At 69.7% G+C, this 25,805-nt stretch carries 22 protein-coding genes; 12 read left to right on the top strand and 10 right to left on the bottom strand.

What is annotated here, in order from left to right; genetic code table 11:
- Nucleotides 1-142: 142 nt before the first annotated feature.
- Nucleotides 143-688, top strand: a complete 546-nt coding sequence (locus HDA39_RS32535) for a GNAT family N-acetyltransferase (RefSeq protein WP_337925987.1) — start codon at nucleotides 143-145, stop codon at nucleotides 686-688.
- Nucleotides 685-1,740: a pseudaminic acid synthase gene (pseI, locus tag HDA39_RS32530; protein ID WP_184801728.1), complete on the top strand. Its 1,056-nt coding sequence runs from the start codon at nucleotides 685-687 to the stop codon at nucleotides 1,738-1,740. Before HDA39_RS32535 ends, pseI begins: the two co-directional genes overlap by 4 nt.
- Before the next feature lie 47 nt (nucleotides 1,741-1,787).
- On the opposite strand, the gene HDA39_RS32525 is transcribed toward pseI, so the two are convergent.
- Both HDA39_RS32525 and HDA39_RS32520 read right to left on the bottom strand, forming a co-directional pair.
- A complete protein-coding gene (locus HDA39_RS32525; protein ID WP_184801726.1) occupies nucleotides 1,788-2,312 on the bottom strand; it encodes a hypothetical protein in 525 nt (174 codons plus the stop codon).
- A gap of 178 nt (nucleotides 2,313-2,490) precedes the next feature.
- A complete protein-coding gene (locus HDA39_RS32520) occupies nucleotides 2,491-2,931 on the bottom strand; it encodes a GtrA family protein (RefSeq protein ID WP_184801724.1) in 441 nt (146 codons plus the stop codon).
- A 78-nt stretch (nucleotides 2,932-3,009) separates the two neighbouring features.
- Here HDA39_RS32520 and HDA39_RS32515 point away from each other — a divergent pair, with 78 nt between their 5' ends.
- Nucleotides 3,010-3,963 (top strand): glycosyltransferase, encoded by a 954-nt coding sequence (locus HDA39_RS32515; RefSeq protein WP_184801722.1) that lies wholly within the window; start codon nucleotides 3,010-3,012, stop codon nucleotides 3,961-3,963.
- 2 nt (nucleotides 3,964-3,965) lie between these two features.
- On the top strand, nucleotides 3,966-5,462 hold the full coding sequence (locus HDA39_RS32510) for a class I SAM-dependent methyltransferase (protein ID WP_337925986.1): 1,497 nt from the start codon (nucleotides 3,966-3,968) through the stop codon (nucleotides 5,460-5,462).
- Here the strand turns inward: HDA39_RS32510 and HDA39_RS32505 are convergent.
- The gene (locus HDA39_RS32505) at nucleotides 5,459-5,833 is read right to left on the bottom strand and encodes a DUF4267 domain-containing protein (RefSeq protein ID WP_184801720.1); all 375 of its coding nucleotides are present in this window, start codon (nucleotides 5,831-5,833) and stop codon (nucleotides 5,459-5,461) included. The genes HDA39_RS32510 and HDA39_RS32505 overlap by 4 nt on opposite strands.
- Before the next feature lie 91 nt (nucleotides 5,834-5,924).
- On the opposite strand from HDA39_RS32505, the gene HDA39_RS32500 reads away from it, so the two are divergent.
- Nucleotides 5,925-6,614: a TetR/AcrR family transcriptional regulator gene (locus HDA39_RS32500; protein WP_202893185.1), complete on the top strand. Its 690-nt coding sequence runs from the start codon at nucleotides 5,925-5,927 to the stop codon at nucleotides 6,612-6,614.
- Nucleotides 6,615-6,662: 48 nt separating this feature from the next.
- On the opposite strand, the gene HDA39_RS32495 is transcribed toward HDA39_RS32500, so the two are convergent.
- The 6 genes from HDA39_RS32495 to HDA39_RS32470 all read right to left on the bottom strand — a co-directional run bounded on the left by HDA39_RS32495 (nucleotide 6,663) and on the right by HDA39_RS32470 (nucleotide 14,711).
- The gene (locus HDA39_RS32495) at nucleotides 6,663-8,459 is read right to left on the bottom strand and encodes a hypothetical protein (protein WP_184801718.1); all 1,797 of its coding nucleotides are present in this window, start codon (nucleotides 8,457-8,459) and stop codon (nucleotides 6,663-6,665) included.
- Entirely contained in the window at nucleotides 8,452-9,282 is an 831-nt protein-coding gene (locus tag HDA39_RS32490) for a hypothetical protein (RefSeq protein ID WP_184801716.1), read from the bottom strand. The genes HDA39_RS32495 and HDA39_RS32490 overlap by 8 nt, the downstream gene beginning before the upstream one ends.
- The gene (locus tag HDA39_RS32485; protein WP_184801714.1) at nucleotides 9,282-11,612 is read right to left on the bottom strand and encodes a glycosyltransferase; all 2,331 of its coding nucleotides are present in this window, start codon (nucleotides 11,610-11,612) and stop codon (nucleotides 9,282-9,284) included. The genes HDA39_RS32490 and HDA39_RS32485 overlap by 1 nt, the downstream gene beginning before the upstream one ends.
- Before the next feature lie 191 nt (nucleotides 11,613-11,803).
- Nucleotides 11,804-12,565 (bottom strand): N-acetyltransferase, encoded by a 762-nt coding sequence (locus HDA39_RS32480; RefSeq protein ID WP_184801712.1) that lies wholly within the window; start codon nucleotides 12,563-12,565, stop codon nucleotides 11,804-11,806.
- The gene (rffA, locus tag HDA39_RS32475) at nucleotides 12,565-13,704 is read right to left on the bottom strand and encodes a dTDP-4-amino-4,6-dideoxygalactose transaminase (RefSeq protein WP_184801710.1); all 1,140 of its coding nucleotides are present in this window, start codon (nucleotides 13,702-13,704) and stop codon (nucleotides 12,565-12,567) included. The genes HDA39_RS32480 and rffA overlap by 1 nt, the downstream gene beginning before the upstream one ends.
- 11 nt (nucleotides 13,705-13,715) lie before the next feature.
- A complete protein-coding gene (locus HDA39_RS32470) occupies nucleotides 13,716-14,711 on the bottom strand; it encodes a glycosyltransferase family 2 protein (protein ID WP_184801708.1) in 996 nt (331 codons plus the stop codon).
- 59 nt (nucleotides 14,712-14,770) lie between these two features.
- Here HDA39_RS32470 and HDA39_RS32465 point away from each other — a divergent pair, with 59 nt between their 5' ends.
- Nucleotides 14,771-17,098, top strand: a complete 2,328-nt coding sequence (locus HDA39_RS32465) for a hypothetical protein (protein ID WP_184806759.1) — start codon at nucleotides 14,771-14,773, stop codon at nucleotides 17,096-17,098.
- Between the two features lie 58 nt (nucleotides 17,099-17,156).
- Nucleotides 17,157-19,406 carry a hypothetical protein gene (locus tag HDA39_RS32460; protein WP_184801706.1) on the top strand — a complete coding sequence of 750 codons (2,250 nt, stop codon included), beginning with the start codon at nucleotides 17,157-17,159 and terminating at the stop codon, nucleotides 19,404-19,406.
- On the opposite strand, the gene HDA39_RS32455 is transcribed toward HDA39_RS32460, so the two are convergent.
- Nucleotides 19,391-20,419, bottom strand: coding sequence for a spore coat protein (locus tag HDA39_RS32455; RefSeq protein ID WP_184801703.1), 1,029 nt, complete (start codon nucleotides 20,417-20,419; stop codon nucleotides 19,391-19,393). The two genes, HDA39_RS32460 and HDA39_RS32455, sit on opposite strands and share 16 nt — an antisense overlap.
- Nucleotides 20,420-20,601: 182 nt before the next feature.
- On the opposite strand from HDA39_RS32455, the gene pseB reads away from it, so the two are divergent.
- The 5 genes from pseB to HDA39_RS32430 are packed head-to-tail and all read left to right on the top strand — an operon-like array spanning nucleotide 20,602 to nucleotide 25,805.
- On the top strand, nucleotides 20,602-21,585 hold the full coding sequence (gene pseB / locus HDA39_RS32450) for a UDP-N-acetylglucosamine 4,6-dehydratase (inverting) (RefSeq protein ID WP_184801701.1): 984 nt from the start codon (nucleotides 20,602-20,604) through the stop codon (nucleotides 21,583-21,585).
- A 4-nt stretch (nucleotides 21,586-21,589) separates the two neighbouring features.
- Complete coding sequence (pseC, locus tag HDA39_RS32445; protein ID WP_184801699.1) at nucleotides 21,590-22,714, top strand: UDP-4-amino-4,6-dideoxy-N-acetyl-beta-L-altrosamine transaminase; 1,125 nt, start codon at nucleotides 21,590-21,592, stop codon at nucleotides 22,712-22,714.
- Nucleotides 22,715-22,750: 36 nt separating this feature from the next.
- Nucleotides 22,751-24,214, top strand: a complete 1,464-nt coding sequence (locus HDA39_RS32440; protein ID WP_337926139.1) for a hypothetical protein — start codon at nucleotides 22,751-22,753, stop codon at nucleotides 24,212-24,214.
- Complete coding sequence (locus HDA39_RS32435; RefSeq protein WP_184801697.1) at nucleotides 24,214-25,077, top strand: hypothetical protein; 864 nt, start codon at nucleotides 24,214-24,216, stop codon at nucleotides 25,075-25,077. Before HDA39_RS32440 ends, HDA39_RS32435 begins: the two co-directional genes overlap by 1 nt.
- A complete protein-coding gene (locus HDA39_RS32430) occupies nucleotides 25,074-25,805 on the top strand; it encodes a cytidylyltransferase domain-containing protein (protein ID WP_184801695.1) in 732 nt (243 codons plus the stop codon). Before HDA39_RS32435 ends, HDA39_RS32430 begins: the two co-directional genes overlap by 4 nt.

The raw sequence follows: 25,805 nt of genomic DNA, 5'->3' as shown, positions 1-25,805 counted from the left end.
ACGGGATCGAAAGATAGTTACACATCTCGATCGGCCTTTGAAGGTGTCATGCAAATCGCTGATCGGGTCATCGGATCCAGGTCTGGCGACCGGATCGCTGAGGGTGGGACGCAGCCGGTACCGTGGTGGCCGGATCGAACCGGTGGAACGAGAGGGCGAACAGGTGCTGCGCACGGCCACGGACGGCGACGTCGACATCATCCGGGACCTGCGCAACCAGCAGCCCAACCGCGAGGTCAGCATCAACTCGCACGAGATCACCGCCGACGAGCACCTCGGCTGGTGGACCAAGGCGAGCGTCGACCCGACCCGCCGGGTGCTGATCTACGAACGCGAAGGCGTCGCCGCGGGCGTGGTCAACTTCTTCGACCTCGAGCTGGACGGTTCGCCGAGGACCGGCGCGTGGGGCTTCTTCCTGGACGCCGAGGGCCTGGCCGAGCGGGGCGAGACCTTGCCGGCCTGGATCGAGGTCATGAAGGACGCCACCGGGTACGCCTTCGACGAGCTCGAGCTGGACGACCTGTACGGCGAGGTGCTGGAGCACAACGCCGTCGTACGGCAGATGAACCGGCGGTTCCGGTTCGTCGAGGGTGAGCCGGAGACGCGCCTCAGCGACGGCCGCGAGATCACCGTGCTGCCCATCAGCCTGAACAAGAACAACCGGCGCAAGCCGAAGGGAAACTCATGAGCGCCAACACCATCAACTTCGGTGACGTGCCCGTCGGGCCGGAGCACCAGCCGTTCGTCATCGCCGAGATGTCCGGCAACCACAACGGCGACATCGAGCGGGCCAAGGACATCGTCCGGGCGATGGCCGAGACCGGCGTCCAGGCGCTGAAGCTGCAGACCTACACCGCCGACACGATCACGCTCGACGTCGACCTGCCGGCCTTCCGGCTGCCGTCGGAGCACGAGCTGTGGGGCGGGGCCCGGCTGTACGACCTGTACCAGGAGGCGCACACCCCGTGGGAGTGGCACGAGCCGATCTTCGAGCTCGCCAACTCGCTCGGCATGCTGGCCTTCTCGTCGCCGTTCGACCCGACCGCGATCGACTTCCTGGAGAAGCTGAACGTCCCGGCGTACAAGGTCGCCTCGAACGAGATCGGTGACCTGCCGCTGGTCCGCGGAATGGCCGAGACCGGCAAGCCGATCATCATCTCCACCGGTTCCGCGACGCTGATGGACATCGACGCGGCGGTCCGCGCGGCCCGCTCGACCGGCAACGAGCAGATCGTCGTGCTCTCCTGTACGGCGAGCTACCCGGCACCGCCGGAGCAGTCGAACCTGCGCTCGATCCCGGTCCTGCGCGACGCCCTCGGCGTCCAGATCGGCCTGTCCGACCACACGATGGGCATCGGCGCCTCGATCGCCGCCGTCGCCCTCGGCGCCACGGTGATCGAGAAGCACGTCACGCTGTCCCGCGCCGACGGTGGCGTCGACTCGGCGTTCTCCCTGGAGCCGGACGAGGTCAAGGCGCTGGTCGAAGGCACCAAGGTCGCCCAGCAGGCCCTCGGCCAGCCGATCGTCGGCCCGAAGCAGGCCGAGCAGAACGTACTGCGCTTCCGGCGCTCCCTGTTCGTCACCCGCGACGTCAAGGCCGGCGAAAAGGTTGCCGCCGACAACGTCCGCTCGGTCCGCCCGGCCGGCGGGCTGCCGCCGGATGCCTTCACGTCGGTCGAAGGCCGAGAGTTCCGCCAGGACACCCCGAAGGGCACGCCGCTGACGTGGGACGTGCTGTAAACCTTCGCTGACAAAGGCCCCGGGCATCGCCCGGGGCCTTTGTTTGCTCAGCCGAGTTTGGCGCTCGTCTTGTCGCGGACCTCGCGCGCGAAGGCCACGAAACCTTCCTCTGGTGTTGCCGGGCCGTACAGCCTGATCCCTACGGAGTACCGGGGAGTGCGGTAGAGGAGGATCCGCTCGTTCCACGCCTTACCGGCGACCGGGTAGGTCCGGATGATGTAGCGGGATCGCTCGCCGAACCCCACCAACTCCCGCTCGAGCACCGATGCGCGGCCACCGGTGACCCGGATGTCGGAGCATTCCGGTTCAGCTTTCTGGGACTCGTCCAGATACTGATCGGCAGTGGGGCCGGTCACCTGGATCACCTCCACCTGGACGATCGGCTCGACTCCACCAACAACTGGGCCCAGCGCCCCCGTTGCCCTGGCCGCCCGGGTGTTCTTCGGAATGGAGGCTCCTGGAGCAGCCACGCCACCGGTCCTGATCAAAGCCCGGCAGCTCTCCGGTTCGACGCGGCGACCAGCCAGCGGATCGGCCCGTGGCGTCCAGCCGTCGATCGGATAGCTCGCCATCTGTCGTACGAGGGGAACGGAGTGGTAGCGCGCTGGGATCGCGTCACGCAGGAGCTGGGTCGGGTACGGCGTCACAGTGGCGGCCGGTGACGCTGCCGGCTCAGGGGCGGCAGCCTGAGTGGCGGTGCAGCCCGCGAGGAGCAGCAGAGCCAGCGCGCAGGACAACCTTGTGGCGGGCTTACGCATCGACTGGGGTGTGGGAAGCGTCGCGGAAGGTCCAGAAGCGGTGGAGGAGGTAGCTGGCTACGGGGACGAGCAGGATGACCAGGGCCTGGGCGAGGAGGACCGGGAGGTGTGCGAGCTCGATCAGGAGGGGCATGCCGACCAGGGAGCAGGCGAGGCCGAACAGGTACATCGTGTAGAACCTGGCGAAGCCTTGGAGCCAGCCGGTGGTGGAGTTGAAGACGAAGGTGCGGTACGCGGGGTAGACGACGACCGCGGTGGTGAAGTTGGCCAGCGCGGTGACGAGCAGGTACGGCCAGGTGCCTTCGAGGAGGTGCCAGCCGAGCCAGAACAGGCCGAAGTACAGGGCGTTCGTGCCGGCGCCGACGATCAGGTAGCGGACGCGGTGGTCGCCGAGGAGTTTCACCGGCAGTTGCGCGACGGCAGTGGTGTTCACAGCGGGAGCAGTGCCTCTCAGCAGTGGGATAATCACAGCGGCGGAAGCCCCGCCGTCTCGTCTTCAGAAGGGCAAGCAGTGCTCGTCTCCGTCGTCGTGCCATGTTATCGGTCCGCCAAGACTCTTCCGCGCCTTGTCGAGGACCTGTCGCACGCCCTGCCGGACGCGACCACCGGGTTCGAGATCATCCTCGTGGTCGACGGCAGTCCGGACGACACCTGGCAGGTCGCCAGCGAGCTGGCGAACAAGTACCCGGAGACCCGCGCGCTCCGCCTGGCCCGCAACTACGGGCAGCACAACGCGATCATCGCCGGCGTCCGCAGCGCGCAGTACGAGGTGGTCGTCACGATGGACGACGACCTGCAGCACCCGGCCGACCAGGTCCCCGTCCTGCTGCAAGCCCTCACCGACGACATCGACCTCGTGTACGGCGTACCGAAGGAGGAGGAGCACGGCGTCGTCCGGTCCTTCTCCTCCCGGCTGGTGAAGGCCGCGATGGCCTCGACGCTGTCGGTCCAGAACGCGAAGTCGATCAGCGCGTTCCGGGCCTTCCGGACCTTCCTGCGGGACGGTTTCGACGGGCTCGACGGCCCGCACGCGTCGGTCGACGTCGCGCTGTCGTGGTCCACCACGCGGATCGCGCAGACCACCGTCCGGATGGAGGACCGCGCCGAGGGGCGCTCGAACTACACGACCTGGATGCTGATGAAGCATGCCTTGACGCTCATTACGGGCTACTCCACCGAACCACTGCGCCTGGTCGGCTACCTGGGCTTCATCTGCGCGGTCTTCGGCGTCGGGCTGTTCGGCGTGATCATCTACAAGTACGCCGTCGGCGCGACCACGGTCGCCGGCTTCACCACGATCGCGTCGATGGTCGCGCTGTTCTCCGGCGCCCAGATGCTCGCCCTCGGCGTGCTCGGCGAGTACGTCGGCCGCCTGCACTCCGGCTCGATGGGCCGGCCGACGTACGTGATCCGCGAACGCACCGACGGGGACGCCCACCCGGACATCACCACCGGGACCGACTGATCGTGCACCTGCTCTTCCCGGGCCGGCACCACGTGCTGACGGCGTACCAGGCGGACTTCCTGCGCGAGGCGGCACCGGCCGGTACGACGGTCGTCTGGGCGGTGACGTCGGCGAACCACCACACCACCAAGCGCAACCCGATCCCGTTCGACCGGCGCGAGGCCGCGATCGAGCGGTTCAGCGTGGCGACCGGCCTGCGGTCACTGGTGATCGGCGTGACGGACACGCCGCCGACCGACGACTTCGCCGAGGTGACGGTGAAGGCGATCGAGGCCGGCACCGACGACGCCGTCCGGCTGTCGCCGGAGAACACCGTCGTCGCGTGCTCGACGCCGGAGGTCGCGAAGCTCTACGAACGCCTTGGCTACAAGGTGATCGGGGTCGAGCCCGAAGGTGTCCAGCGACCGTGGGACGTCCTGCTGATGATTGCTGCAGGCAACGACGAGTGGCGTTCCCTGGCCCACCCGGCGACGGTCGACGTCTTCGACCGGTACCGGCTCGACGCGCAGGTCCGGCGGTGCGTGAACGACCCGGTGGTCGGCGACGACGGCGGGCTGACGACGACGCGCGACTACAAGACGTACGCCGACGCCTTCGAGACGGCCGCGGACCGGAAATGGTCGCAGATCAAGGACTTCGTCCACCCTGGCCGCATCCTCGACATCGGCTGCGCGACCGGGGCGACACTGCAACGGGTCGACGGCGATCCGCGCTTCCACGAGTCCGACCTGATCGGCGTCGAGGTCGCCCGGCACCTGTACGCCGAGTGCGTGCACAAGAAGGAGCAGGGGTTCTTCCAGAACCCGAACGTCTACTTCTACCAGCGCAACATGCTCGGCGCGGCCGTCTTCCCGCCGCGCTCGATCGACACCACGCTCACGCTCGCACTGACCCACGAGATCTGGTCGTACGCCGACGGCTCGCGCGCGTCGACCGTTCAGCGGTTCGTCGACGGTCTCTTCGCGCACACCGCGCCCGGCGGGGTCTGGATCAACTCCGACGTCTGCGGACCGGCGGAGCCCGATCGGTCCGTCGTACTGGCGCTGGATGACTCGGACGGCGTCAATCCTTCGGCGCCGGTCGACCTGGAGTCCCTGAACGACCCCGCGGCCCACGTGAAGGCCTTGTCCACCCGCGCTCACTTCTTCCAGTTCGCCCAGGACTTCCGGCGCAACGCCCGCGTGCCTTTCGCCTACACGCTCCGCGGCGAGCACCCGGTCCTGCGGCTGGCCGACGCGATGGACTTCCTGACCCGCAAGGACTACGCCGACAACTGGCTCAGCGAGACCCACGAGCAGTTCTGCGGACTCACCTTCGCCGACTGGACCGCGATCGCCCGGTCGGCCGGTTTCACGCTCGACCCGTCGTCCAAGCCCTGGCGCAACGACTGGGTGATCGAGAACCGCATCGCGCCGGTCGCTGCGCTCACCACAGTCGACGGCGAGGCCGTCGACTGGCCCGACACCCATCAGCTCCTGATCGCCCGCCGCCCGCGCTAGAGGAACAGCAGGACGCCGACCGCCGCCATGATCGCGGCGGTTGCCGCGTGGACGCCGTACGCCGTGGCCTTGGGGCCCTTGCTGCGCAGCACGATCAGGGCGTCGGCGACGGGCATCAGCGCGGCGACCAGCAGGTATCCGCCCAGCAGGTGGGGTGTGCCCGCGAACAGCACCAGGAAGAGCAGGAGTCCGGCGACGATGTCGCGGTCCGCCTTGACGGTCAGCCACGCCCGGAAGGTGGGATCCTCGGTCGGCGTACCGGGAATGCCGAAGCCGGCCGCCGCGCGGGGCGCCCGGAACACGTTGAGGCCGATGAAGAGGATGCCGACGCCGATCAGTCCGGCGAGCACGGTGGCGACGGTGGTGATCATGGGGTTGCTCCTCAGTAGCTAGCACTGCTAGATGATGTAGCAACGATAATGCTGTCTTCGACAGAATGTCTAGCGGTGCTAGAATCTGGTCATGTCCCCCGTCAACGAGCGCCGTGAACGCGAGCGGGCCGACCGTCATCGACTGATCGTCACGGCCGCGCGGGAGCTCGCGGAGGCCGAGGGCTGGGAGGCGGTGACGACGCGGCGGCTGGCCGACCGGGTCGAGTACAGCCAGCCGGTGCTCTACAGCCACTTCAACGGGATGACCGGGATCGTGAGTGCGGTCGCGCTCGAGGGGTTCGAGGCACTTGCCGCTCAGCTGCGGGGTGCGCGGGAGGAGGCGACCGGGCAGGCGCGGGAGGAGGCGACCGGGCAGGCGCGGGAGGAGGCGACCGGGCAGGCGCGGGAGGAGGCGACCGGGCAGCCGCAGGAGGGAGTGACCGGGCCGCCTGTGGCCGGGAAGTCCGGGAAGGCGTCCCCGTTGGGCGCGGTCTGCCAGGCGTACCTGGACTTCGCGAGCACGCGACCTGCGGTCTATCAGGCGATGTTCGTGCTGCCGACCGAGCTGAAGTTCGCGAGTGACGAGACGCCGGCGTCGATGCGGGCGTGCTTCGACGAGTTCGTCGCGTGCTTCCGGGGGGACGACGAGCCGCGTGAGTTGTCCGCGGAGGTGGTCTGGAGCGCGGTGCACGGGATGGCCGTGCTCTCGGGCAGCGGGCGGATTCCGCCGGCCCTGCAAGAGGAACGGGTCGGCTTCCTCGTCTCCCGGCTCGCCGAGTAACCACAACAGCCGGGCTCCCTGGGGGAACCCGGCTGTTCGTCGTACTGGTTAGCTCAGCTTGCCGCGGAGCTGGCGCTTGACGCGGCGCCGGACCTTGCCGGCGAACTTGCGCGGGTTGCGGATCTGGGCGGCCCTGCGGATCAGCTTCACCGCGGAGTACGCCCTGGAGTTCTTCAGCTTGGTGCGCTCGGCGTTGGCCTTCTGGACCTGGGTGCGCATCTCACGCAGCCGGGTCTCGCGGGTCTTCAGGGCCTTGTCGCGGAAGCCGAGGGTGCGCTCGAGGCCGAAGATCTGGCCCTTGAGCTCGTGGATCTCCTGTGCGGCGCGGTCGGCGTCGGCCAGGACGGTCCGTACGTCGGGCGTCTGCGACCCGTCCGCCGGTACGCCGAGCGCGGTGGCCAGGGCGGCCGCCAGCTCCTTGCCTCGGGCAACCTGTGCGACGGAGGCCGAGGGAGTGTCCGGGGTGGTCGCTGGGGTCTGTGCCGGGGCGTCGATACCGGACATCGCGAGCCAGGTGGACACGAGGTCGTCGCCGACCATCCACGGAGGCCACGGGTGGCGGCGGTGGGCGCCGATCAGGCGGTCGTGGAAGCGTGCCCAGGCGGCGGCGAGGCGGTCCTGCTCGGTCTCGTCGGCGACGGTCACCCAGGCGGACACACCGAAGGCGAAGCTGTCGCCGTCGGTCACCACGTCGTCCCAGCGCGGGAGAACTCGCGAGGTCTGCGACCGAGCCCAGTCCCCCAGCCGCCCGGCGAGGTCCCGGAAGCCGGGGACGTCCTCAGCAGCTGCCAGCCGGAACAGCAGAGTCTCAGCAGAAACCCCACCCGGAACAGTCGCGGGAACAACCGAAGAATCAAAAGCCAAAGCACCTTCAGCTTCAACCTCATCTCCAGCAACTACTACCTTCCACACCTCAGCATCCACATCAGCGGTCAGTACCGCCGGGTGGCCGGTGGTTTGGGCGTAGATCGCGTGGTTCGGCTTTCCGCCACGGACTGCTAGCCAGCCCGTCGGGGTGGACGCCAGGAGGCCGGCTCGCGCCGCGGCTTCGGCGGATTCGGCGATGGGGGTGAGGAGCGGGACGACAGTCGACGCTGCTTCCAGGGCCTCTACGGCGAGGCGGGTGGGGAGCTGGCCGGGGCGGGCGGTCTCGGCGGTGTCCGTGGAGAGCAGGGCGTGCGGGGTCTCGGCTACCGAGAAGGTGGCGTAGGTGGTCGCGCCCGACAGGCCGACTCGGTCCAGCTCGGCGAGCAGCTGGGACGTGGAGACCGGGCGGGTCGGGTCGTCGTGGAGCGGGCGCCACTCGTCGTCGCCGTGGCGCTGGTCAGCGGGGCGGCGGTCGAGCAGGTTCGTCAGGGAGAACTCGTTCTCCAGGCCCAGCACGACAACGGCGTCCGGCGAGCAGACGGCGGCCAGCGCGTCCAGCCGCTGCGACCAGGTCAGGTCAGGGCTGTCGTACCCGATGACGCGGTCCAGACCGTCAGCGGCAACCACCACGTCGTACGACGGACGCCCGGCCTCGGCCAAACCGTCCAGCGCACCCGCGACGACCTGCAGGCCGGCACCGGCGCCCTTGCCGGCGCCTGCGGCGAACCGCTCGCCGAGCTCACCCGCGTCGGAGACCGAGCGGACGAGCAGGGTCGTCTCGGACGCCTTGGCGACGACCGCCTCGACCAGGTCGGCGCCGTGCGGGCCGACGATCAGCGTGCGTGCCCCGTCGGGCAGGACGTCCGTGAGCAGCGCGCGCAGCGCCGGTCCCTGGACAGCCCCCCGCTTGCCGGAGTAGTCGCTCCACGGCTGCATCTCACCGCGGACGACCTCGACGGCCAGCTGGTTGTCAGACACGCTCTCTCCAATCGAACAACATCCGCAGTTCCGCGGGCGGCATCATCCACGGCACGCCCAGTTCCAGGTCGGTGGTCGCCCGGGCGGCGTCCATGTCCAGCTCCTTGCCCAGCATCTCCGGCCACAGCCGCGCGATCCGGCTCTGCCCGCCGAAGAGCGGGTTCTCGCCTTCCATCTCCATCGGGTCGCCGTACACCGCGGCCTCGCAGCCGGCGGCGATCCCGTAGAAGATCGCGGTCGACAGCCGGTTGGCCGCCACCCGCTTGTGCTTGCGCAGCTCGGCGAGCTGCTTGTAGAGGAACCTCGGGTCGGTGCCCTCGTAGGAGAACCCGCGGCGGCCGAACGAGACCACGCGGAACCCGGCGTCCTCGTACGACTTGCGCACCTCGGGCCGGTCGTACTCGGTGTAGTACAGGCTGAAGGTGACCGGACCCGGCTCGGTCTCCCGGATCTCGTCGATCAGGCGCTTGTGGTCGCCCTGGATCTTGCCGCCCTCCCAGCCGTGGAAGAGGAACCAGAGGGTGCCTTCACGCTCTTCCTCCGGTACGGCGCCGAGCTCGGGCTCCAGCTCCTGCAGGTACAGGAACGGGGCGCCGATGCTGGCGTAGTTGCGCCGGCCGAGCGCGTGCCCGCGGCGCCGGGGTCCGTCGCTCCACGTGTACCGCCAGGCGCCGTCGTAGAACTCGTGCACCGGGTTCCAGCCGTCCGCGATGTTCCAGCCGTGCTGGAGGTAGCCGCGCAGGCGGGGCGGGTACGCGTCGTCCAGTCCGGCGTACCGGGCCAGGATGTGGGCCTGGCCGTAGTAGTGGTTGTGGTGATGCATCAGCGGACCTCGAGGTGGAGTGTGCCGGCGTGCGGGCGCAGCGCGGCGGTGTGACCGGCCTGCTCGACCTCGACCGGCAGCCGGGCGGACAGGAACGGTTCGCACTGCACGGCGTGCTCGGCGCCGTCCGGTCCGGTCGCGAAGAGGATCCAGTCGGCCAGGCTGGCCAGCGGGTCCGTGGAGTTGACCACCGCGTCGGCCGGGATCAGGTCGGCGAGGTCGGAGCTCGCGGTCCAGCGGCCGTCCTCGACGGTGAGCCGGCAGGCGACGTCGGCGTGGGCGTCGGAGTCGTCCAGGTAGCGCCGCCAGCTGAAGACGTACCCGTCGCCGTCCAGCACCGCGCCGTCGATCCGCAGTTCCAGACCGTTGCTCCCGGCAACCACGTTGACGTGCTCGGCGGGCAGCCGGAGCGGGGCCTCGTGCAGGTTGACGTAGCCGCCGGTGGAGCGGGTCAGGCTGACCATCCGGCCGTCGGCCAGGTGGTGCACGGCCTGCGGGTCGGCGGTCCAGAGCAGCAGCTTCTCGTCGTCCTTGCCGACCAGCCGGAACGCCCAGGTGGTGCGCTGGGTGAACGGGTCGTCGGGGTTGGTGTCCTCGATGATCGGCCGGACCGGGATCCGGACGCTGAAGTCGCGACCGTCGCCGCTGAACGTCAGCGGCAGCTCCTGGTCCTTGCCGGCCAGCGGCCGGGTCACCTGCAGCTTCGGGTCCTCCAGGCCGACCGGCACGCGGCCCTGCAGGACCAGGGCGTCCGCGGTCTGGCTGACGGCCGTGAGGCGCGTCGGGTCGACCATGCGCCGCAGTACGAAGGCACCGTCGGCACCGGGGCCGGGCTGGACCCAGCTGGTGCCGTCGATCCACGCACCCGGCGGCCAGCCCGGGCTACCGGGCCGCTGGCCACGGAGCTTGCCGATCCGGCGCAGCCGGCCGGACTTCAGCCGCACCATGAAGTGCGCCGGGGCACCGGTCCCCTTGAGCTTGCCGAGCAGCGCCTTGTCGAGCCGGACCTCGAAGCCCACCAGGGCCGGGTCACCGTGCGTGTCGGTCGCGTCGTACCGCCGGACGGCGAGCGGGGTCTCCACGCCGCCGACGACCAACCCGATGCGCAGGCTGGACGACGTCTTGGTCTCCAGGTGCCGGATCTCGGCCGTGCCCTTGACCGACAGCGAGCCGTCGTCGAGCCAGCCGACCTCGCGGACGCTGGTCGCCAGGGTCAGGTCCTTCATCGGCAGCCGGTACAGCTCCCGCGACACCGAAGCGCTCTGGTCCTGTACGCCGGGGTAGTTGTGCTCGAACTGCCACGGGCGGCCGGGCCGGGACAGCGCCCGGGCACCGCCGCGCAGGCCGCCGTCGTTGCGGAAGTGGGCCAGCCGACGGAGCAGGTCGACGTCACCGGCGGCCAGCGCGGAGTGCTGGATCCGGTCGTAGCTGTGAGCGCGGGCCAGCACCGAGTCGTCCAGCCGGTCCATCAGCCGGCGGGCGAGCTTGAGCAGGTTCTGCTCCTCGTCGGCCGGAGCGGCGCCGAAGGCCATCATCAGCGTCAGCATGTCGATCTGGGTGAAGTGCGAGTGCACCCGGCGGCGGACCTCACGCAGCGTGTCGCCGGTCTCGATCAGGTCCATCACCAGCTCGGCGGAGTGGACCCGGTCCTCCATGTTGCCCAGCTGGAACTTCTGCTGGGTGATCGACTCGCCGGACTCCCGCTCGCGCCAGTAGTAGACCGGTACGGCGAGCGCGTCGACGGTGACCGCGTCCAGGTGCGCCTTCAGCGTGACCGGGTAGTCCTCGTAGCGGATCGCGGGGAACTCGTAGCCGAAGTCGTCCCAGAACGACCGCCGGTAGACCTTGTTCCAGGCCATCCGGTCCAGGATCAGGTCCGGGCTCTCGATCACGTGGGTGGCGATCCGGTCCTTGGCGAACGGCAGCCGGTGGATCCAGGACGGCCGGACGCCGGAGCTGTTGTTGAACCGGCGCGCGTTGCCGCCGGCGAACGACGAGCCGCTGCCGTCCAGGGTCCGGATCAGCTTCTCGAAACCGTGCCGGGTGACCAGGTCGTCGCTGTCGACGAAGGTGATGTACTCCCCGTCGGCGTGCCGGACCCCGGTGTTGCGGGCCGGGCCGAGACCCTGGTTCTCCTGCGCGACGATCCGGAACCGCGGGTCGCGGTCGCAGAAGTCCTGCGCGATCGCGGCGCTGTCGTCGGGGGATCCGTCGTCGACCAGGATCGCCTCGAAGTCGGTCCAGGTCTGTCGCGCGATCGAGTCCAGGCAGTCCCCGATGTAGTCGCGGACGTTGTAGAAGGGCACAACGACACTCAGCCGCGGCGTCACAACGGCAAATCTCCTCGGCTCAGAAGGCGGTCGGTCGACATCCTGGTCGGCACTACCGCCTGACCCGATGCTGCCTGGGCACACGGCGCCGGAGCAACCAAGGTCCGGGCGGTGACCAGTGATCCATCGCCGGTCATGTTAGCACCGCTGAGTAGTCGTCCGAGCGGCCTGTGGAGGCCGCGCGGATCTTCTCAGAAACTTTCGGTGTTGTTTACCAAATGCACTGTCAACAAGGTGTGAACCGGCTCGAAACCGTAACGTGCCCAGGCGCGTTGGACCCCGGTGTTGTGACCCTGCGTGGAGATCACCAGGCGGCGCGCGGTGCTGGAGTCCTCGACCGCCGCCAGCAGGTGCGCGTACCGTCCACGACCCTGCTCGGCCGGTACGACGCCCGCCAGCTCGATCTCGGTCCAGGACGCCTGCTGGTCAACGGTCGCCAGCGCGAGCACCCGGCGGTCCGGACCACGCAGTACGACGGCGCCCTGGGCGGCGATGCTCCGCCGCGCCCACTCCTGGTACCCGGCCAGGGCCAGCGCCCGGTCGAACAGCGGGTTGGCGCAGTAGTGGTTCCCGTAGTCGCCGAAGATGTCCCCGACCAGGTCGTCGACCAGTTCGTCGTCGATCGAGGACTCCAGCCCGGCGTTGAAGCCGGCCAGCGGCGCCGGGCGACGGCCTTTGCCTACTGGGAGTGACCAGTAGACCAGGGAGTCCGCCAGGACCGCCGTACGGCGGCCGGTGGCCAGTGCGGCGAACCAGGAGATCTCACGGGCCGGGTAGCGCAGGACGACGACGTCGGCCGTGGACTTGTCGACCGCGGTGAGCACCTCCTCCAGCGGCGTACCGGCGGAGGCGGAGACCGACACCCGATCGACGGAGACACCGAAGCGCTTCGTCTCGTACTCGGAAGGGCTGCTGGTCAGCTCACCGGCCTCCAGCGCGTCGTACCAGCCCATCAGAGTGGGTAGGAGAGCAGCGCGTCGATCACTCGGGTCTGCTCCTCCTCGGTCAGCTGACTGAACAGCGGGAGCCGGACCAGCTGGCCGCTGATCCGTTCGGTGACCTCGCAGCCACCAGGGCCGACCCGCCCGTACCGCTCGCCGGCAGGGGCCGAGTGCAGCGGCACGTAGTGGAACGGCGCGGTGATGTTGCGCTCGCGCAGGTGCGCGATCAGGCCGAGCTGGTGCTCGTGGGTCGGCATCAGCAGGTAGTACATGTGCGCCGGGTGCACGCAGTCGTCCGGCACGGTCGGTACGCCGATGCCGTGCGCGGTGGTCCAGTCGGCCAGCTCCCGCTCGTACCGCTCCCAGATCGCGTAGCGCGGCGCCTGGATCTGGTCGAAGCGCTCCAGCTGGGCGGTCAGGAACGCGGCGAGCGGGTCGGCCGGCAGGTAGCTCGAGCCGATGTCGACCCAGCGGTACTTGTCCACCTGGCCGCGGAAGAACGCGCTGCGGTTGGTGCCCTTCTCGCGGATGATCTCGGCCCGGTGCAGCAGGTCGAGGTCGTTGACGACCAGCGCGCCGCCCTCGCCGCAGTGCACGTTCTTGGTGCCGTGGAACGACTGCGTGGCCATCAGCCCGAGCGACCCGAGCGGGCGGCCCTTGTACGTGCCGCCGAAGCCGTGCGCGTTGTCCTCGATCACCACGACGCCGTGCCGCGCGGCGATCGCGTCGACCTCGTCCATCGCGACCGCGACGCCGGCGTAGTGCACGACGACGATCGCCTTGGTCCGGTCGGTGATCGCCGCCTCGACCTGGGTCTCGTCCAGGTTCAGCGTGTCCGGCCGGACGTCGACGAACACCGGTACGGCGCCGCGCAGCGCGTACGCGTTGGCGGTCGAGACGAAGGTGAACGAGGGCATGATCACCTCGTCGCCGGGCCCCAGGTCGAGCAGCAGCGCGGTCATCTCCAGCGCGTGCGTGCACGAGGTGGTCAGCAGGGACCCGAGCCCGCCGGTCAGCTTGGTGACCAGCTCCGTCGCGCGGGCGGTGAACGGCCCGTCGCCGACGACCGCGGCCGAGGAGAAGGCCTGGTTCACGTAGGCGAGTTCGTCGCCCACCAGGTAGGCCTTGGAGAAGGGGATCGGGTCGGGCATGGTGACGGAGCCTACCGCTGCTCGGGATCGCTGGATTCGAGTGCCTCGGCGTACGTGTGGTGGCCCGGATCCTCCAGGCTGTCGTAGCCGACCAGGAACTGCGGGCGCTTCTGGCTGGACTGGAACAGACGGGCGACGTACTCGCCCAGCAGGCCGAGGCAGAGCAGTTGGATCGCGCCGATCACGGCGACCGCCAGGACGGTCGACGTCCAGCCCGGGATGCTGCGTCCGGCGAGCTTGATGACCAGTGCGCCGACCACCACCGCGCAGGAGACCAGACCACCGAGCAGACCGAGCCAGGTGGCCAGCCTGAGTGGTGCCGCCGAGAACGCCGTGACGCTGTCGAACGCCAGCCCGAGCCTCTTGCGCAGGGTGTACTTGGTCACCCCGGCAGCCCGTTCGGCCCGGACGTAGCGGATCGCGGTACTCGGGAAGCCCAGCCACGGGATCACCAGCCGGAACACCCTGCCGTCCTCGGGCAGCGCGTTCACCGCGTCCACCACCCGGCGCGACACCAGCCGGAAGTCGCCGGCGTCGAACGGGATCTCCCGGCCGACCAGGCGGCACATCAGCCGGTAGTACATCCGGGCGGTGGTCCGCTTGGCCCAGGTGTCGCTGGACCGGTCGGAGCGGACGCCGTACACGACGTCGACGTCCTGATCGCGCGCGGCAGCCAGCAGCTCGGCGATCACCTCGGGCGGGTCCTGCAGGTCGGCGTCGATGGACACCAGGTACTCACCGCGGGCCCGGCGGAAGCCGGCCGACAGGGCGGCCTGGTGCCCGGAGTTGCGCAGCAGACGGACCAGCCGGAGCTGCGGCCAGGTCTTGACCGTCTCGGTCAGCAGCGTGGCTGTCGCGTCCCGGCTGCCGTCGTCGACCGCCACCACCTCGTAGCTGATTCCCAGACTGTCCAGCAGCGGGTGCATCCGCTCGAAGAAGATCGGCAGCACGTCCTCCTCGTCGTACATCGGTACGACGACAGAGAGCACTGGTACGGCGGCCGGCATCGGCACCTCCTCGCCCTAGTGTGCCCGGCGGACCCCGCTAATCTTCCTTCGTGCCAACGATGACGCTCGGAGCGCCCAGCTTGCCCGGTGCCCCGCCGCGTCAAGAACAGAAGACGTTCCCGTGGCGCACTGTGCTGGCTGTCGTGCTCAAGGTCGCGGCAGGTGTCGCTCTGGCCTGGCTGCTGATCTGGCTGATGGCCGGGCACTCGTCCGGTGACAGCATCGTCCGGCTGCTGCGCTTCTGGGTCTTTGGCATCACCTTGCCAGGCACGGTGCTGTGGCGACTGGCCAGCCCGTTCCGGCACAACCTGGTCGAGGACTTCGCCGCCGGTTCTCTGGTGGGCGTCTCGGTACTCCTGCTGGTCTACATGGCCGTCGCTCCGATCGGCCTGCAGGCGTGGGCCTGGCTCTGGATCGTCCCGGTCTTCGTGGCGGCGGTCTGCGTACCGTCCTGGCGCAGGCGCTGCCTGAGCCGGGTGGAGCGGCCGATCAACCCGCTGACCGCCTGGCTGATCGCGGGGGCCTGCGCACTCCCGATCTACGGGATCGGCCGGTACCGGAACCTGGTGCCCGCGCCGTACTCCGACGCCCGCTCGAACTCGCCGGACATGGCCTTCCACCAGGCCCTGTCGGCCAGCGCGAAGTACGACTTCCCCCTGCAGGCGCCGTACCTGCAGGGCGAGCAGATGGACTACCACTACTTCTGGCACCAGTTCACGGCAGCCACGGCCTGGGCGACCGGCGTGGACCTGACCGACCTCGTCTACACGATCGGCTGGATCCCGCTGCTGCTGGCCGGGTGCGCCCTGATCTTCGCGCTGACCGACCGGATCGCTCCGGGCTCGCGCTGGGCCGGTTCGCTCGCCATCGCGGTGGCCGGGATCGGTGGCACGGTCAACGCCTACCCCAACGTGTCGCTGCCGGGCGAGGGCCTGACGAACTACGTCTGGGGCAGTCCCACGCAGAACCTGGGCGGCGGACTGATCGCGCTGATGGCCCTGCTGGGCGTGGACCTGCTCCGCGGCCGTAGCTCCGCGGGCAGCTACGTGCTGTTCGTCCTGATCGGGGTGGCGGCGTCGGGCTCCAAGGCGACCGTGCTGCCGTTGATCATCTGCGGCTTCGGCCTGGTGCTGTTCATCCGGATCTTCTACCGCCGGTTCGCCGTCAACGCCCTGGTGCTGATCGGTGTGCTCGGCGCCGTCTTCCTGGCCGCGATCGTGGTGGTGTTCGGCAACCACTCCTCCGGGCTCGCGGTCCGGCCGTGGATCACGTTCGCCAAGATCGGCACCTACCCGCTGACCGCCAAGGAGGTCGGCTGGGGCGAGTACGACCACGGCGCGATGTGGACCAGCGGCATCATCGTCTGCCTGTCGCTGCTGCTCGGCTCGGCCGGCCTGCTCGTCCTGGCCGGTACGACGGCCCGCTGGTTCCGCGACCCCGGAATGATCTTCCTGGTCGGCATCGCGATCGCCGGGTTCGGCGGGATGGTGCTGACCGACCAGCCGGGCACCAGCCAGATGTACTTCCACCGCACCGCCGTACCGGTGATCGCCGCGCTGGCCGCGGCGGGTGCCTGGATGCTGGTCTTCTGGTTCGCCGACCGGCGGTCCGGCATCGCCGTACTGGCTTCTGTGCTGGGCGGTGCGGGCGCGACGTACCTGGCTCGGGAGATCACCCGGGCCAACCCGGGTGACGGCAAGCCGTTCCGCCGTCCGGACGGCACACTGACCGGACTGGTCACTCCGTGGCTGTGGACCCTGCTCTTCCTGCTTCTGGTGGCCGGACTGGTCACCGGGCTGTGGAAGCTGGCCAAGCGGCGCGGCCGGCCGAGCCGGATCGCCATGGCGTCGTTCGTCCTGGCCGGCATGGGTGCCGGGCTGCTGCTGCCGGTGCAGACGATGCTGAACTACCGCGAAGTCACGCTGCAGCCGCAGACCGACAAGTACCCGCTGGGCCCGACGCAGACCCAGACCGACGCGGCGCACTGGCTGCGGGACCACACCTCGCCGTCCGACCTGGTCGCGACCAACGCGCACTGCGCGATGAAGAACGCCTCCGGCTGCGACGTCCGGCACTTCTGGATCTCCGCGCTGTCCGAGCGGCACCTGCTGGTCGAGGGCTGGGGCTACACCAACACCATCAACGACCTGGTCGCCGCGACCGGCAAGAGCCCGAACGGCCTGCCGTTCTGGGACGAGCAGAAGCTCGAGGACAACGACCGGGCGTTCGTCTCGCCCACCAGGGACAACCTGCGGCTGCTGCGCGCCAAGTACGGCGTCCGCTGGCTGTACGCCGACCCGACCCAGACCGCTGTCTCGCAGAACCTGAACACGCTGGCGACGCTGCGCTACGCGACGCCGGACGCGCTGATCTACGAGCTGCCGTGACCACTGTTCGTGACACGGGTGTACCTGTTCGTGGTCTAGCCCGATTAGGGTGACCCGCATGGCGAAGGCGAGGCGGCGCGGGCCGAGGGAACGCGGCACCGGCTCGATCGCCGGCCTTGCGGCCGTCGTACCGGTCGCCCTGCTGGCTCTGGTGATGATGGACCGGCACGCACCGGTGCTGGACGTGCTGAAGTTCACCGGGTTCGTCCTGCTCGGTGTCGGGCTGCCCGGCCTGGTGCTGTGGCGCCTGATCGGGGCCTACCGCCGCAACCTGGTCGAGGACTGCGCGGCCGGCTTCGCCGTCGGTACGGCGGCTCAGCTGCTCGTCTACCTGGCCAGCTCGTCCGTGGGACTCCAGCGCTGGTCCTGGGTGTGGGCACCGATCGTCCTGGTCGTCGGTGTGGTCGACGGCGACGTCAGGGCTCGGGTCTGGCGCCGTGTAGAGACTCCGCTCGCGCCGGTCACCGCCTGGCTGCTGGCGGCGTCCATGGCGCTGGTCATGCTGCTGATGTACGCCAAGGGCCCCGGGCGCTACGCACCGGCGTACACGGATCCGAACGTCGCCTTCTCGGACATGGCCTTCCACCAGGCGCTGGCGGCGAGCGCCAAGAGCGACGTACCGATCGTGCCGCTGTGGGTCTTCGGCGAGCCGATGAAGTACCACACGTTCTTCCACCAGGTGGCTGCGGCGACCTCCTGGTCGACCGGGATCGACCTGACCAACCTGCTGTACGCGCTGCTGTGGGTGCCGCTCGCGCTGGCCTGCTGCGCGCTGGTGTTCACGCTCACGCAGCGCTTCCTGGTGAAGCCTGGCGAGGAGCCGCACCCGGGAGCTGTCTGGGCCGGGCCGTTCGCCGTACTGCTGGCTGGAGTGGGTGGCACGCTGCAGCCGCTGCACGACATCTCGCTGGGCAACATCTCGATGGCGTCCAGCCAGTACCTCAGTCCGACGCAGAACCTGGGCATGATGCTGGCGCTGCTGCTCGCCGTACTGGCTGTGGACCTGCTGCGGGCCAGGCCTGTCCGCAGCCGGTGGATCCTGTTCCTGCTGGTCGCACTGGCCTCCTCCGGCGCCAAGGCGACCATCCTGCCGCTGGCGATCTGCGGCTTCGGGCTGGTCTTCCTGGCGCGGATGGCGACCAGGCGCTCGACCGGGCGGGCTCTGGCCGGCGGACTGATCGTGCTGGTGATCTTCATCGCCGCGGCCGTCGTGGTGTTCGGTGGAGATTCGTCCGGCCTGCAGGTCAAGCCGGCCCAGATCTTCATCCAGCTCCAGCCGTACGCCTCGCTCCGGAACGGCACTGGAGTCGACCGGGCCGCTCAGCTGCTCAGTGCGGTGACCACGACGGCCGCGTGGGGCCTGGCCGTGGTTGGCGTGCTCTTCCTCCGCAGGTTCTGGCGTGATCCCGGTGTGGTCTTCCTGGCCGGTGCTGCGATCGGTGGCTTCGCGGCGAGCGTGCTGACGTCGCAGCCCGGGGTCAGCCAGGTCTACTTCTACCGGACCGCTTTCCCCTTCCTGGCGGTGCTTTCCTGCCTCGGACTGGCCCGGCTGGCCGACAAGCTGGGTGACCGGCGGAGCGGCGTACTGGTCGCTGCGGCGGCCGGTCTGGGGCTGCTCGGCGCCGGCTTCGCCAGACTGGCGTCGGATGGTGTGTCCGGCGTGAAGGTGCCGTTCCTCCTGACCCTGCTGGCGTTGCTGGTGGCCGGACTGGTCGTAGCCATCGCCTGGAGAGTCGGTCGCCGCAGTGGCGGGCTGTTCACCGCGGCACTGGCATCCTTGGTCGCCGCCTGCATGGCCGGGTCGACCTCACTCCCCCTGCTGACGCTCGTCTCCGACCAGGCGACCCTCGTCATCTACGGCAAGGTCGCCGGCGGCGGTCCCACCACTGCCGAAGCCGACGCGGCCCGCTGGCTGCAGGCGAACTCAGGCCAGGACGACCTGGTCGCCACGAACGCCCACTGCATCGTCCAGCGCGGCGACGTCTGCGACAGCCGCCACTTCTGGATCGCTGCCCTGTCCGAGCGCCAGATGCTCGTCGAGGGCTGGGCGTACACCAACCGCGCGAATCGCATCTCCGTCACCGAAGGCACCAACCCCAGCCTGCTCCGGTTCTGGGACCGCGAGCTCCTGGCCACCAACGACGCCGCCTTCACCTCGCCGTCGGCCGCGGTCATCGACCGCCTGCGCCGGTACGGCGTCCGCTGGCTGTACGCCGACAACCGCGCCGGGCTGGTCTCCCCCGACCTCAAGCAATACGTCCGCCTCCGCCACGCCACCCTGGACGCGACGATCTACGAGATCAGGTGAAAAAGCGCGTCGGCGACGCGGACCCGGCCCTGGCCGTCGACCAGCTGGTAGCCGGCAGCAGCTAGACGGGCTCGCTCGGCCGGGTCCCGCAGCAGAGGCCCGAGTACGGCGGCAGCCGCTGTCGGGTCCTGCTTGAGGTCGGAGAGGACCCCTACGCCTACGGCTGCGCCCGTGGCTACTGTCCGTTCGTAGCCCATCACCTGGTTGTCGACCACGCAGACCAGGCCGGCTGTCGCGCCCAGGCACAGCAGCTCCCAGGTGGAGGTGCCGGAGGCGCTGATGACCAGGTCGGAGGCTACGACGGCCTTGGCCAGCTGGGAGGTGGGGCCGATCACCTCGACGTGCTGGCCCTCCTGCAGGTCGACCGCGGCGATGGCGGCGGCCAGCTCGTCACCGGGAGCGATCACGAGCGCCTCAAACGCCGTACCGGTCGCTGCCAGGGCGCGGACCACGTGCGGCCCGGCTCCGAACGCGTCGGTGCCGCCGAAGAACGCGAAGACCTTCGGGACCGGGTTGGTGCGGATCGTCGGCGGCTGGGTGGGCCGCAGCTCGAGGATCTCGTTGCGGAGGAGCACGTAGTCGAGGCCGGCCAGCCGGACGGCGCCGGCGGGCAGCTCGGGGGTGTCCTGCTCGGAGCCCAGGTTCTGGTCGACCAGGATGTCGGCCACGGCGCCGCCGTACCCGCCGTCGACGATCGCCAGGGTCGGCAGTCTGCTCGCCCGGACGGCGGCGAACACGGCCGGGTCGAGGTCGTAGGAGTCCCAGACCACCGCGCTGAGCCCCAGGCGCCCGAACAGCGCCAGGTGCTCCTCGGCGGTCCAGACCGCCGGCTCGACCGCGATCCCGCGGCTCCGGATCTGCTCGTCGGCCCACGGCACCGTGTGGCTGTCGCAGACGAACACGACCTCGGCACCCCGGCGGACCAGCTCCTCGGCCAGCGCCAGGCTCCGCATCACGTGCCCGATCCCACGTTTGGGGCCTACGTCACACCTGACACCGATCCGCACAGTCACGCCCAGACCGTACCGGGTGAGCTGCACCACGTGGGACGGCGGCGAACTTCTGGGGCGGAAGAGGCGTCTGTCCACAGGCGGGCCAACCGGCGATGCGGGCTTCCGACGGCCAGCCGCTATCGTACGGAGTTGCTGCTCAGGCGGCTGTCCGGAACTGTCCCCTCAGAAGGGTCCTACTCGACGTGTCCATCCTCACCGGCTCCGACATCCTCGTCACCGGAGGCACCGGCTCCTTCGGCAAGGCGTTCATCCGCTACGCGTTGGACAATCTGGACCCGCGCCGGATCATCATCTTCAGCCGCGACGAGCTCAAGCAGTGGGAGGTCCGCCAGCTGTTCGGCGACGACCCGCGGCTGCGGTTCTTCATCGGCGACATCCGCGACCGGCAGCGGCTGAACCGGGCCATGCACAAGGTCGACTACGTCGTGCACGCGGCCGCCCTGAAGCAGGTCGACACCGCGGAGTACAACCCGTGGGAGTTCGTCCAGACCAACGTGGTCGGCTCGCAGAACGTGATCGAGGCCTGCATCGACTCCGGCGTGAAGAAGGTCGTCGCGCTGTCCACCGACAAGGCCTCCAGCCCGATCAACCTGTACGGCGCGACCAAGCTGACCGCCGACAAGCTGTTCATCACCGGCAACCACTACGCCGCCGCCTACGAGACCCGCTTCTGCGTGGTCCGCTACGGCAACGTGATGGGCTCCCGCGGCTCGATCATCCCGAAGTTCCGGGCCCTGCACGAGGCCGGCCAGTCGCTGCCGATCACCGACCTGCGCTGCACCCGCTTCCTGATCACCCTGCCCGAGGCCGTCCAGTTCGTGGTCGACTCGTTCGAGCAGATGCAGGGCGGCGAGCTGTACGTGCCGCGGATCCCGTCGATGAAGATCACCGACCTGGCGCAGGCGATCGCGCCGGGCGCCAAGATGCACGACATGGGCCTGCGCCCGGGCGAGAAGCTGCACGAGGAGATGATCAGCCCGGAGGAAGGCCGCCGCGCCCTGGCGATCGGCGACCGCTACGTTCTGCAGCCGGACCTGGCCACCTGGGGCTACCAGGCCCCGGCCGACGGCGTACCAGTGGCGGACGGGTTCCACTACACCTCGGACAACAACGAGGAGTGGTACACGATCGAGGAGATCACCAAGATCCTCGAGAGCGACGTCTGAGCCGATGCTGCCCTACGGACGCCAGTCGATCAGCGACTCCGACATCGAGGCGGTCACCGCGATCCTGCGCGGTGACTGGCTGACCACCGGCCCGGCCGTCACCGCGTTCGAGAACGCGATCGGCGAGCTGGCCGGCGGCCACCGCGCCGTCAGCTGCACCTCCGGTACGGCGGCCCTGCACATGGCGTACGCCGGACTGGGCGTCGGGCCCGGTGACGAGGTCGTCACCACCCCGATGACGTTCGTGGCGACCGCGTCCTGCGCGGCGATCCTGGGCGCGAAGGTGGTGTTCGCCGACGTCGAGGAGGACACCGCGCTGCTCGACCCGGCCGCCGTCGAGGCGGTCGTGACCGACCGGACCAAGGTGATCGCGGCCGTCGACTACGCCGGCCACGCGGCCGACTACGACGCGCTGCAGCCGATCGCCGACCGCGTCGGCGCGAAGACGCTCGCCGACGCCGCGCACTCGGTCGGCGGCACCTACAAGGGCCGCCCGGTCGGCGACCTGGCCGACGTCACCACGCTGTCGTTCTTCCCGACCAAGAACCTGACCACCGGTGAGGGCGGCGCGGTCGTCGCCAAGGACCCGGCGGTGGCCCAGCGGGTGCACGAGTTCCACCACATCGGCGTGGTCCGCGACACCGACCGGTTCGAGCACACCGACGAGGGCTCGTGGTACTACGAGGTGCACGAGCACGGCCTGAACTACCGGCTGACCGACATCTCCTGCGCGCTCGGCCTGTCCCAGCTGAAGCGGCTTGACGAGTTCAAGAAGCGCCGCACGGAGATCACCGCTCGCTACAACGAGGCCCTCGCGGGCGTCGACGGCATCCGGACGCCGGCCCAGCGCGACCACGTCGACCCGGCCTGGCACCTGTACCCGGTCCGGATCCTCGACGGCCGCCGCCGGGAGATCTTCGACGGCCTGCGCGCGGCCGGCATTCTCGTCCAGGTGAACTACATCCCCGTCCACTGGCAGCCGGTGTTCACCGCGGCCGGTTACCGGCGCGGCATGCTCCCGAACGCGGAGCAGTTCTACCGCGAGGAGATCTCGCTGCCGATGTTCCCCGACCTGACCGACGCGGACGTCGATCGGGTGATCGAGACGCTGACCAAGCTGGTTTCCTGATCACGTTTTTGGTGGAGAGTCAGAGAATTGACCACTGTGACACCTGACCAGTCCTCGGAAGAGACCAGTCCGGCACGCTCGGTGATGATCGCCGGGGAGCTGCTGAACTGGTCCGACCTGCACCCCTCGGACGGCCGCCCGGCGGTCGGCGGGCCGGTGCCGGCGGAGCTGCTGGCGGCCGTCGTCCGCCCGACCGACTCCGTGCTCGTCGCGGGTCCGCACTCGGTCGAGCTGCTCGAGCAGGTCGCCAAGACGGCGGCCTCGGTCGACGTGCTGGTCCGCTCGGCGCCCGACGCCGAGGAGATCGCGAAGGCGCTCGGCGTCCGCGTCTTCTGCGGCACGCTCGACCACTTCGGCCCGGAGCACGGCGAACCGTCGTACGACATGGTTGTGGCGCTCGACGGAGTACCTCGGCTGATCGGGCCGGATACCCTGGTGATGCCGTGGGCGGACGGGCTCGCGGTGCTGAAATCTCGGCTCGCCCCGGGAGGACGGCTCCTGCTCGGTGCCGAGAACAGCTTCGGCATCGAGCGCCTGGTCCAGCCGGACCCGACCGTCACCGTCCCCCGCGACGAGGACTGGCCCGCCGACGTACGCGGCGACGCGGCCGCGCCGGCAGGCCTGAAGGCAGTGCTGGCCGCCCTGGACGGCCCGGACACCGGTGGTTCACAGGTCTACGCGCTGTACCCGAGCCTGGTCGACGCGTCGGTCGGGCTGGCTGCGGTCGACCAGCCGTTGGCTGCGGCCGTGGTTGCTCGGGCGGTCGCGGCCAAGTTCAGCGGGCCGACGCTGACCGACCCGTACCGGACCACCCAGGAGGCCGTCGCCGCCGGGCTCGGGAGCGAGCTGGCTCCCGGCTGGTTCTTCGTTGTCGGCGCGGAGGCTCCCGCCGTGCTGCCTGAGGGCGCCGTTCCGACGGGCGGCGGGGTGCTGCTGGAAGAGCTGCTGCTGACCGCGCTCCGGATCGACGACCACGCGGCGCTGCGGCGGATGGTCCCGGCGTACGTCGAGTGGCTGCGCGCGCAAGACGCGGCAACGGCCGCGATCGCCACGGCCGACAACGTGATCGCCGACGGTCCGTCGTACCGGGTGTTCGGCACCGCGGACGCGGTCGAGAGCACCGGGGACGCGCTCGTGGTGGCCCAGCTCGGCCGGTTCGTCCGGCGCTCGCTGGAAACGGGCTCGCGGCAACCATGGGCGGCCGGCAGCGCACCGCTCGACCTGACGGCCCGGCTGGCTTCGATGGCCGGTCTCTCCATCACCGACGAGCTCTGGGCAGCGGTTGCGGACAGCAACGAGATGATCCGCCCGCAGGGCAGTGCCGAGCAGCTGGCGACGATCGCCCGCTTGAGCCAGGAGCTGTCCGACGCGAGCGTCCAGGCGACCTGGTTCGAGGGTCAGCTGAAGGGGATCCGCCGGTCCAAGCCGTACCGGGTCGGCCAGGCGGTGCTGAACCCGGCCCGCGTCGTGGCCAAGCGGGTCCGCCGCGTGGTGCGCTGATGCACCACGCCAACCACTTCTACGGCCACGCGCACATCATGGCCCAGTACGCCGGGCTGCCGGCCGGCGATCCGCCGAGCATCTGGGGCTACCTGCAGCACGGCTGGAACATCCTGGACGGGTTCGCGTACAACACCGCGTTCGTGCCCGGGATGCCGAAGTTCGTCTGGTCCGACACGGTCCGCCGCCGCGGCTGGTCGATGGGCCTGCGCAACTACTCGGTGATCGGCTCCGCCTGGCTGTACCTGCTCGAGCTCCACCCCGAGCTGGCCGCGCCGGCCCCGGACGCCGCGGGCACCATCTTCTACCCGTTCCACGGCTGGGAAGGCCAGAACGTGCTCGGCGACCACGCCGAGATCGTTGCCTCGATCAACGAGCACGAGACCGGGCCGGTGACGGTCTGCCTGTACTGGAACGAGTTCGAGAACGAAGCGATCAAGCAGGTCTACAGCGCCGCCGGTTTCCGGGTGATCACGCACGGGTACCGGGGCCTGCACTGGCGCAAGACCGACGCCGACTTCCTGCTCAAGCAGCTCAAGGAGCTGCGCAAGCACCGGCGGGTCGCCTCCAACCGGCTCAGCTCCGCCGTGCTGTACGGTGCTTCGGTCGGACTGCAACCGGGCGTGTACGGCGACCCGATGCTGCTGGAGAACGAACACCCCTCGTTCGGCGGCCAGGCCCGGATCCGGCGCCTGTGGCCGGAACTGAACCAGCCGTACGTCCCGCTCGACCTGGCCAGGGCGTTCACCGACGCCGAGCTGGGCGTCGAGCACCTGGCCGGACCGGCCGAGATCCGTGACCTGTTCCGCTGGACCGATCCGGCGATACTGGTCAGACCCAGAACTGCGAAGGTGTTGTCATGAAGATCGGGATCATCACCCAGGCCCGCGCCACCAGCACGCGACTGCCGGCCAAGGTGCTGCTGCAGGCCGGTGGCCGGACGTTCCTCCAGCACCACCTGGACCGCCTGGCCGCGACCGGCCTGCCGGTGATCGTGGCCACCACCACGAACTCCGACGACGAGCCGATCGTCGAGCAGACCACGGCGGCCGGGTTCCCGGTGTTCCGGGGCAGCGAGCTCGACGTGCTGGCCCGGTTCGCCGGCGCGATCCGCGAGCACGAGCTGGACGGCGTCGTCCGGGTCACCTCGGACTGCCCGCTGATCGACCCGGGCGTCATCACCGAGGGCGCCGACCGGTTCGAGGCGGAGGCCGCCGACAACCTGTACGTCTCGAACTGCCTGGAGCGGACCTACCCGCGCGGCATGGACTACGAGATCTTCTCCGGCCCGCGCCTGCTGCAGGCCGACGCCGACGCGACGATCCAGGCCGACCGCGAGCACGTCACGTCGTACCTGCACCAGAACCGGACCGGCGACATGCGGCTGCTGAACATGCCCTGGGACGGCGGCGACGCCTCGCAGTACCGGCTGACGCTGGACACGCCGGACGACCGGCAGCTGCTCACCACGCTGATCGAGGAGTTCGACGCGGCGGACCTGAACTGCGCCGACCTGGTCGCGATCATGGGCAAGCACCCGGAGCTGCACGCCATGAACGAGCACATCGAGCAGAAGAAGCTCGGAGACTAG

Source organism: Kribbella italica, assembly GCF_014205135.1.
GTDB classification, from domain to species: Bacteria; Actinomycetota; Actinomycetes; order Propionibacteriales; family Kribbellaceae; genus Kribbella; species Kribbella italica.
This window is presented reverse-complemented; position numbering and strand designations above follow the sequence as displayed.

Coding starts and splice junctions, on each gene's coding strand:
- pseI (WP_184801728.1), top strand. CDS start 685: ATGAGCGCCAACACCATCAACTTCGGTGACGTGCCCGTCGGGCCGGAG.
- HDA39_RS32525 (WP_184801726.1), bottom strand. CDS start 2,312: ATGGCGAGCTATCCGATCGACGGCTGGACGCCACGGGCCGATCCGCTG.
- HDA39_RS32505 (WP_184801720.1), bottom strand. CDS start 5,833: ATGATCACCACCGTCGCCACCGTGCTCGCCGGACTGATCGGCGTCGGC.
- HDA39_RS32500 (WP_202893185.1), top strand. CDS start 5,925: ATGTCCCCCGTCAACGAGCGCCGTGAACGCGAGCGGGCCGACCGTCAT.
- HDA39_RS32490 (WP_184801716.1), bottom strand. CDS start 9,282: ATGCATCACCACAACCACTACTACGGCCAGGCCCACATCCTGGCCCGG.
- HDA39_RS32480 (WP_184801712.1), bottom strand. CDS start 12,565: ATGGGCTGGTACGACGCGCTGGAGGCCGGTGAGCTGACCAGCAGCCCT.
- rffA (WP_184801710.1), bottom strand. CDS start 13,704: ATGCCCGACCCGATCCCCTTCTCCAAGGCCTACCTGGTGGGCGACGAA.
- HDA39_RS32470 (WP_184801708.1), bottom strand. CDS start 14,711: ATGCCGGCCGCCGTACCAGTGCTCTCTGTCGTCGTACCGATGTACGAC.
- HDA39_RS32465 (WP_184806759.1), top strand. CDS start 14,771: ATGACGCTCGGAGCGCCCAGCTTGCCCGGTGCCCCGCCGCGTCAAGAA.
- HDA39_RS32460 (WP_184801706.1), top strand. CDS start 17,157: ATGGCGAAGGCGAGGCGGCGCGGGCCGAGGGAACGCGGCACCGGCTCG.
- pseC (WP_184801699.1), top strand. CDS start 21,590: ATGCTGCCCTACGGACGCCAGTCGATCAGCGACTCCGACATCGAGGCG.
- HDA39_RS32435 (WP_184801697.1), top strand. CDS start 24,214: ATGCACCACGCCAACCACTTCTACGGCCACGCGCACATCATGGCCCAG.
- HDA39_RS32430 (WP_184801695.1), top strand. CDS start 25,074: ATGAAGATCGGGATCATCACCCAGGCCCGCGCCACCAGCACGCGACTG.